Source organism: Calditrichota bacterium (assembly GCA_014359355.1).
In the GTDB taxonomy this organism is placed as follows: domain Bacteria; phylum Zhuqueibacterota; class Zhuqueibacteria; order JANLFK01; family Oleimicrobiaceae; genus Oleimicrobium.
On sequence record JACIZP010000176.1, the window covers coordinates 1 to 8,096 of the forward strand.

8 protein-coding genes are annotated in these 8,096 nt (G+C 61.5%); all 8 read left to right on the forward strand.

Translation table 11 applies throughout. From position 1 onward, the window contains the following. The coding region (locus H5U38_07410; GenBank protein MBC7186842.1) for a BamA/TamA family outer membrane protein at window positions 1-861 on the forward strand (861 nt) is incomplete at its 5' end. Window positions 862-898: 37 nt separating this feature from the next. Next, window positions 899-1,645, forward strand: coding sequence for a 16S rRNA (uracil(1498)-N(3))-methyltransferase (locus tag H5U38_07415; GenBank protein MBC7186843.1), 747 nt, complete (start codon window positions 899-901; stop codon window positions 1,643-1,645). Window positions 1,646-1,737: 92 nt separating this feature from the next. Further along, complete coding sequence (locus H5U38_07420) at window positions 1,738-1,941, forward strand: hypothetical protein (GenBank protein ID MBC7186844.1); 204 nt, start codon at window positions 1,738-1,740, stop codon at window positions 1,939-1,941. Between the two features lie 56 nt (window positions 1,942-1,997). Continuing rightward, window positions 1,998-2,966 carry a PD40 domain-containing protein gene (locus H5U38_07425; GenBank protein ID MBC7186845.1) on the forward strand — a complete coding sequence of 323 codons (969 nt, stop codon included), beginning with the start codon at window positions 1,998-2,000 and terminating at the stop codon, window positions 2,964-2,966. 195 nt (window positions 2,967-3,161) lie between these two features. After that, window positions 3,162-5,429 carry a S8 family serine peptidase gene (locus tag H5U38_07430; GenBank protein ID MBC7186846.1) on the forward strand — a complete coding sequence of 756 codons (2,268 nt, stop codon included), beginning with the start codon at window positions 3,162-3,164 and terminating at the stop codon, window positions 5,427-5,429. A gap of 49 nt (window positions 5,430-5,478) precedes the next feature. Continuing rightward, a complete protein-coding gene (locus tag H5U38_07435) occupies window positions 5,479-5,919 on the forward strand; it encodes a hypothetical protein (protein ID MBC7186847.1) in 441 nt (146 codons plus the stop codon). A gap of 199 nt (window positions 5,920-6,118) precedes the next feature. Further along, entirely contained in the window at window positions 6,119-7,291 is a 1,173-nt protein-coding gene (locus tag H5U38_07440) for a CapA family protein (protein MBC7186848.1), read from the forward strand. Window positions 7,292-7,463: 172 nt separating this feature from the next. After that, on the forward strand, window positions 7,464-8,096 hold a 633-nt coding region (locus tag H5U38_07445), incomplete at its 3' end, for an MFS transporter (protein ID MBC7186849.1).

Here is an 8,096-nt window from a genome sequence, read left to right on the forward strand (position 1 = left end):
CCAGGCTACCAGGTGGACTTTACCAGCCCGTGGCTCTTGGGGAGAGGGGGGATGTTTGTCACCGCGCTGGTCTCCCGACAGCGGGTGCGGAACCTCAGTCCACAATTCCCGCGCTTTGAGCAACAGGTGGAGGGGTTTTCGTGCACCGTCGGCCAGCGTTTCGGTTACCACGTTCATGTCGGTCTGACGGCCGGATACAGGCAAGTGCGGGTCGCTCCGCCGCGGCGCGGGGCGACTATCAGCCCCGATGGGGTAGACCAGGCACCGCAATGGGGCCTCACTGCCTCATACGACACGCGTGACCTGGCGGAGTATCCGCGGCGGGGCTGGTGGCTGAACCTGAGCGCTCGGCGGGTTGGTTTGCCCGGCTTGACTGCCAATTACCTGCTCTGGGGTGTCGACATCCGCCGCTACCAACCGCTCAAGGGGCAGGTGTCGCTGGCTATGCGGGCCAGTGGTTCATTCTCGCGGCGTGAGGTAGCTGTGTACGATCGTCTCTATTTCGGCTACGGAGAGCGCATCCGCGGGCACTTTCGGCAGGTAGCTGAGGGGGATAGCCGGGTAATGCTGGGCTCCGAGCTCCGCTTCACGGTCATTCCGGTGCGGTACCTGACCTTGAAAGCCGCCGAGCCGCTGCTGGGGGGCTATGGCCGCAATCTCAAGTTCGGGCTCAACGCCGGCATTTTTTGTGAAGCCGGAAGCGTCTGGTTCCGTCAAAGCCCGGAGCAGCGTGCGTGGTGGCGAGGGTTTGGCGCTGGACTACATTTCCACCTGCCATACGGCTATGTGCTGCGGGCGGAGTATGCGTGGGACGGCAAGCTGCATGGAGAGATGATTCTGGACTTGGGTGTTGCCTTTTGATTTGTTTGCGGACAAGTCCTTCTATTGAGCTGGCGAGATGCACATACCACCACACGCGGACTTTTTCTACGTCAGGCCGCAGGACGTGCACAAGGAGCGCCTCTTCGTGGTCGACCAGGAGTGGCATCACCTGGTGGTGGTACACCGCACACGCCCGGGCCAGCACTTCTTCGCGGTGGATGGGCTCGGTCACTGTTACGAATGCGAGCTCGCGGGGACACAGGTGCAGCGGGCCGAGGCGAAGATTCTGCAGCGCCTGGAGGGGGTGGGCGAGCCACGGCTGCGCCTCACCTTGGCTGCTTCGCCTCTGCGGGGTGAGCGCTTTGACTTCTTGGTTGAGAAAGGGACAGAGCTTGGGGTGAGCAGGTTCGTGCCTCTCTGTACGGCGAGAAGCGGGCGACTTGCTGAGAACCGCATCGACCGCTGGCGCAGGGTCGCCCTTGCGGCAATGAAGCAGTGCGGACGATCGGTGCTGCCGGAAATCACTGACCCATGCACACTTCCGCAGGCATTGGACCTCCTGTCGGGTGCGAAACTCCGCCTGGTGGCCCACGAAGGGGACGGTTGCGAGCCGTTGGTCACTGTGCTCCTCGGCCTGAGACGCGCGACCATCTCCGAAGCCGCGCTGCTCGTCGGCCCGGAAGGTGGGTTTACCGCCGAGGAGGTAGAGGCGGCCGTTGCAGGAGGTTTCACGGCCGTGAGCCTGGGTAGTCGTCGGCTGCGGGCCGAAACGGCAGCCGTAGTGGGCGCCGCACTGGTTCTGGCCATTTGTGGCGGGCAGTGAGTGGCCTCAGGGTGGCGCATGACCATTGCGGCGGCCCGGGTGCCAGCGCGACGGTAGTGTGGGAATGGCGTCACAAAGTAGGGAGTACATCGGTGAAAAAGGCAGCGATTCTGTCGTGGATTGTGGAAGGGATTGGCCTGGTAGCCTTCTTTGTTGCTTTTGGCCTGCTCGTGGACGGGTTGCAGGAGGGCAATTCTCTGGAGACGGCGCTGTCTGCGGCAGTGATGGCTCTGTTGCTGGGGATAGGGATTTACACCTGGTGGAAGGAGAGGCAGCGCCGGGGGGCGAAAGTGTGAGGTGACCTGCAGCGGGAAATCTCCGTTTTCCGCGCGCGGGCAAAGAGGAGGCAGTTATGAAGAGCTGCCGTTTGCAGCGCTGGGCGGTGAGTGTCGCAGCAGTGTTCGCCATCGCCGTCAGCTGCGAGCACGTCCCTACCGAGCCAGAAGTCGTTTCGAAGGACGAGCTCTCCCAGATCCCCTTCCATCGGCTGTCCGGCAAGATTCTTTTCCGGCGCACGCTGCACGATTGGCCTGGTGAGTACTACCTCATGCTTCTGGATGCGGAAGCCCGTGAGCTGCGGGCCATTGCCTATTTCGGCGCCTATGTGCCGGCCAACTTTGCGCTCTCCCATGACGGCACCCGTGCCCTATTCAGCTACTTCATCCCAGCCAGCACGATTTGGGGTTACAACTGGCAACTCTATCTCATGGATGTTGCTACCACCTCGTGGCGGCGCGTCTCGTCCTCCGAATACGACGACAGTTTCCCTACCTGGTCGCCGGATGACCGTCAGGCTGCATTCTGGTCCAACCGGGACATGCGGTCGTCGATCTGGCTGGTCGACTTGGCCAGCGACTCGGCCCGCCATGTGGTCGATGTGAGCGATTCCATCCACACTCGCGTTGCCTGGTTTTCGCACGGCCGGTCGTTCATCTATGTCAGTGTGGATACTGCGCGCCACGCTGCGCTCTACCGCTTCGACTTTGCCTCTTCGTCCAGCAGCTTGCTCTATGCCCTGGACGTGGCTGTTGATCAGGCTATTATCAAGCACCCTGCGCTGTCGCCAGACGATGAGAAGCTCGCTTTTGTGCGCGTGCAGGTGACGGGTGTGGACGAGATCTGGGTGCTGGACCTGACCAGCGGCGTGGCCACCAGGTTGACCACCGGGATCAGCGACTGGCACCCGGCCTGGTCTCGAGATGGCGCGCAAATTCTTTTCGGGCGCGGCGATCACCTGGCAATCATGAACAGCGACGGTTCGCAAGTCGAACGAGTTACTTTCGGCGACCACACCAACGAATACCCTTCTTGGGTGCCATAGGCGGGCCGGGCACAGGCTACCTTCAGCGCTGCTCTCTTGCCCGCGCCGCGCTGGACACAACCCCCTTGTTCTCATTTTCCCCTTGTGCGCGCGTTCCGTTTTTGTTATCTTTGGACCGGATTGGCCCGCTACCTCTTGGGAGCCAGTCTCGAGATACCCATTGTTTTGTTCTGCCCCACATGTGGAGGGCAATGAATGACTCTTGGCAGGAGCGTGATCTGGGCGGTGGGTCTGTTGGCTTTGGGGGATGTGTGCGTTCCGGCCGACCTCTCCGAATCGCAGCGGGCGAAACTGGACCCGTGCCTGCGCATGGTGGTGCTGCATCCGGAGGCGGTGGCCAAAGGTTCTGTACCGGGCACGGCTCTCATGAAGACTACCCCTGAGCAGTACCTCCGGGTGTTGATCCAGGTCCGCGATAACTTTTCGGGAGTGCTGGCCACCGGGGCCCGGGTGCAGGCCATTGTCGGGAACGTCGCCACTGCCCTGGTGACCGAGGACGAGCTGCTTGCCATCATCGGCCTGGAGGAGGTTGTGTACGTACAGGCACCCAAGGCCCGGCAGCTCCATTTGGACCGCAGCGTGCCTGAGATCGGGGCTGTGGCAGTACGAAGCTCCTCAGGCCTCACCGGCAAGAACACGGTGTTGGGCATCGTGGATACCGGCATCGACTGGCGGCATGCGGATTTTCGGCGCAGCAATGGCACGACGCGCATAAAGTATTTGCTGGACTTTAGCGACCCTGGGGACCTGAACGGCGATAACAAGCTGGACGGTCCGGATGACTACGGGGGTACGCTGCACACGGAGGCGGAAATCAACGCCGCCTTACAAGGGGGTGCCCCTCTTCGGCATCGCGACGTGGTGGGCCACGGCACGCACGTGGCAGGGTGTGCCGGGGGGAACGGTCGCGCTACCGGGAGAAAGCAGCCAGCCGGGCAGTACGTCGGGGTGGCTCCTGAGGCGGCCTTTATCATCGTCAAAGGGACGCGGGTGGAAGGTGCAGACAAGATTGCCGACGACGATCAGGTCAACGCGTTGCACTTTGTGCACAGCAAGGCTAATGAGCTGAACATGCCGTATGTGGTGAACCTGAGCCTCGGGTCCAACTGGGGAGCGCACGATGGCACCGATGTGGCTGAACAGGCAATCGACCAGCTTGTGGGACCCGGGCGTCCCGGACGTGCCGTCGTGGTGGCTGCCGGTAACGATGGCCAGGAGAGCATCCACACCAGCGGCAACCTCAGCCCGTCGACGAGCAGCGTGACCATCAAGACAGAAATCGTTGCCTACGACAAGAACAGCGCCACCCAAGATGACTACCTGGTGTTGGATTTTTGGTATTCTGGCTTCAGTAACCAGTCGATCAAGGTGAAGACGCCGGCAGGACGGACGTACGGCCCGATCCTCAGCGGACGCCTCTTTTACGAGGACACCAAAGAGGGTTTTCTCTACATTGACAACGCCCACGGGGGCGTGGACCCGCGCAACGGCGACAAGGAACTGCTCATCCAGATTTATGACCGCACAGCCGGCTCGGAGCCGGCGGCGGGCACCTGGGAACTGACCATCAGTGGCACTTCGGGGCGCTTCGACGGCTGGATTGCTGCCTCCTCGATGGAGGCGCGCTTTGTCGACCACGTGGACCACACGATGAAGGTCAGCATCCCGGGCACTGCCCAGTACGCCATCACCGTGGGGTCGTACATCACCAAGCGAACGTGGGTCGACCTGGACGGCCATACGCTGACCAGTCCGGGGCTGAGCAACAAATTTGACGGCGAACTTTCGGACTTTTCCAACCCCGGTCCGACGCGTGACGGCCGCACCAAGCCGGAAGTGGCAGCACCCGGGGAGAAGATCGGCGCCGCCCTCTCGGCAGATGCTGACCCTTCGCAGCCGACCAGCATGTTTTACACTGGCAGCAACCAGTACCCAAATGGTTTCATCCTCCCCGACGGCGTGCATGGCATAAGCCAGGGAACGAGCATGGCGGCACCGCATGTGACCGGAGTGGTAGCGTTGGCTCTGGAGCGCGATCCCACGCTCACGTGTGTGCAGATCCGGCAGATGCTACAGGACTCTGCGCGCCGCGATGCCTTCACAGGCCTCCTGCCCAACGATAGTTGGGGCTATGGCAAGCTGTGGGCGGGAGCCGTGATTGCTGCTCCGCCCCAGGCGGGCGACCTGCCGACGGCCTTCCGGCTGTTCCCCGGTTACCCCAACCCGTTTGTGCAGAGCACCGTGATCAGGTACGAGTTTCCAGAAGACAAGGCCCCTTCTGAGATCACCATCGCCATTTTCGACGCGCGGGGCAGACAGGTGCGAACAATCAGAGGCGGCCGATCGTACGTGGTGTGGGATGGGCGGGACGACTCTGGCGCCGCACTGGCGAGCGGCGTCTACTTCTGTCGTTTGCGCGGAGGTGGCTACTCGGATGTACGCAAGCTCGTGCTGTTGCGCTAGGGTCTCTTGATGCAACGTGCGAAACCCGACATTGAAGGAGGTGAAGTCGATGGGATCCCTATGGGATGATATCCGCAAGAGCCTGAAGGAAGGGCTGGAAACGGTCGCGGACTATACCGAGCAGTACACGAAAATCGGGCGCCTCAAGGTCGATGAGGCGGCGATCAAACACAGCATCAATCGGCTGTTCGCCGAACTGGGTGGCAGGGTCTACGAGCTCCTGGCGCAAGATGCCCGCAGCCAGGTGGCATCCGACGAGAAGGTTAGTTCCCTGGTGGGGCGCATCAGGGACCTGGAGGAGAAGCTGCGCCGAAAGCAAGCGGAAATTGAGAAGGTAAAAGAGGAAAAGGAAGAGCAACGAAAGAAGGCTTCTCCGCAAGCCCCTTCGCCGGAGCCCCAGGCGAAGTCAAAGGCCGAGCCCACAAAGCCGGCAACCAAGAAGCGCCGACCGGCTGCGCCCACGAAGAAAACGGAAGCGGGCGAGAAGTAAGCCCAGGTAGCAGGGTACGTGAGCAGTGCAGCCTTGAAGTGCGCCAAAGCGCTATAGGGGGCCTGAAGAAGGAATCCGAGCGAGAGTGACCCTTAAGGGTTGAGCAAAGGGGAGTCTCGGTCACTGAAAACGGGGACGGCGGGGATTGCATCGGAATGCCCCATCGCACGAAGATGGGGTAGTTTTTTGGAGGACGGCGTTGACCCATCCAAAGAGGACAATTGCATTCATTCTCTGGGCCGTTGGTCTTTTTCTGGCCTGCTGCAGTGGCAAGCGAGATCGTCTGGCGGCCGGCGAACAATTGAACGCGACTTTCTCGGTCGCCCAGGACACTGTGCAGTGGCGCCGCTCTGCGGTGACTGCCCCTGCGCGCAAGATTGTCTCCATCGCGGCCGTGGGTGACGTGATGCTGGCGGGTCCCGCCCTCGGCGTCATACAGGAACACGGCTGCGACTACCCCTTCGACTCGACGAGGGCCGTGCTGCAGAGTGCCGATATCGCTATTGGCAACCTGGAGGCCCCATTCACCACACGGGGAAAGGCTTTCGACAAGACCTTCACATTCCGTGTGCCGCCGCCGTGGGCAGCGGGGTTAAAGAACGCCGGATTCGACGTCCTTAACTTGGCCAACAACCACATTCTCGACTATGGGCACGAAGGCCTTTTCGACACCATTGCCACCCTCGATTCCTTGGGGCTCTTTCATTGCGGCGCTGGGGCGAACGATTCGGTGGCAACCACGCCAGCGATGGTGAAGGTGGGGGAAAGGACCGTGGCCTTCCTCGGCTTTTCCACTACCTTTCCAGAAGAATTCTGGGCCACGCGTACCCGCGCGGGCACTTGTTTCCCTTCTGAGCAGAAGATGAAGAGGGCGATCGAGGAAAGCCGGGCGCGGGCGGACCTCGTGGTGGTCTCCTTCCATTGGGGTGCGGAGTTGTTGACCATGGCCAAGGACTACCAGCGGCTGTTGGGCCACCAAGCCATCGACTGTGGTGCGGACCTCGTGCTGGGACACCACGCGCACGTGCTGCAGGGGTTGGAAGTCTATCGAGGCAAGCTCATCGCCTACGGATTGGGCAACTTTGCCTTTGGTTCGCGCAGCGAGTCCTCACGCGAGAGCATGATCCTCAAGGTTTTCCTGGACGAGAACGGCCCGGTACTGGCGCGAGTCATTCCCATCTCCGTCTATCACGGCGAGGTGCACTACCAGCCGCGTCTGCTGCGTGGAGAGGCACGGGCTGCAGCCCTGGCCAGGATCGCACAGATCTCTGCGCCCCTGAACCAGGGCAGAAATATCCTGGACGACTATGGGTTCGTTCTTTTTTCGTCCGAGCCGGCGAGGCGAGAAGTGCAGAGCCCTATGGCGGAGTGATGGGACTGCAGGCTATCAGAGCTGCTGGCGAAGTCAAGGCACAGAGAGTGGTAGAGAAAGGTGAACCGAAGGGCGGTGAGTGGACATCGGCGTGGGAGAGGATAGCATAGCAACTCAGGTTCGGAGGCAAACGAGAACCGAAAAGCTGACTCCGGAAGCGACGCGACGCGGGTTGCGGATTTCGGTGATCGAGGGCTCGTGGGCAACGGTGCACATCGTGATGACCACGAATGCTTTCCTCACCGGCTACGCCCTGTTCTTGGGGGCGAATGACCTGCAGCTTAGCCTGGTCACCTCTGTGCCCCTATTGATGCAGCTGTTCCAAATCTTTGGAGCGCGGCTGGTGGAGCGCACTGGCCAGCGCAAGAAGATTTGCGCGTGGGGTTCTTTTGCGGGCCGACTAACCTGGCTTCCCATCGCCTTGCTGCCTCTGGTTCGGCGTGGCGAGGTCATCGGGCTGTTTCTTGCGCTCTATGGGTTTGGCACACTGCTGCAAAACCTGGCTGCTCCCGCCTGGTTGACGTGGATGGGCGATCTGGTGCCGAAACAGATCCGCGGTCGCTACTTCGGCTGGCGCAACCGCGTGGTGGGTATCGTCACCATGGGCACGAGCATCATTGCCGGCCTCATCTTAGATTTCGCCAAGGACCGCGGGCGGGAATACGATGGCTTTCTTGCCATCCAGATGCTCTCCGTGGTGGCGGCGGCAGTTGCTTTTCACTATATCCGCCAGCAGCCCGAACCGCCCTATCGCGCTGAGAAGATGCCCCCTTTGGGCGAGTACGTCGCGCGCCCTCTCCGCGAT

What these genes read in the sequence shown, in the direction of transcription:
- H5U38_07415 (MBC7186843.1), top strand. Translation starts at nt 899, where the DNA reads ATGCACATACCACCACACGCGGACTTTTTCTACGTCAGGCCGCAGGAC.
- H5U38_07425 (MBC7186845.1), top strand. Translation starts at nt 1,998, where the DNA reads ATGAAGAGCTGCCGTTTGCAGCGCTGGGCGGTGAGTGTCGCAGCAGTG.
- H5U38_07430 (MBC7186846.1), top strand. Translation starts at nt 3,162, where the DNA reads ATGACTCTTGGCAGGAGCGTGATCTGGGCGGTGGGTCTGTTGGCTTTG.
- H5U38_07435 (MBC7186847.1), top strand. Translation starts at nt 5,479, where the DNA reads ATGGGATCCCTATGGGATGATATCCGCAAGAGCCTGAAGGAAGGGCTG.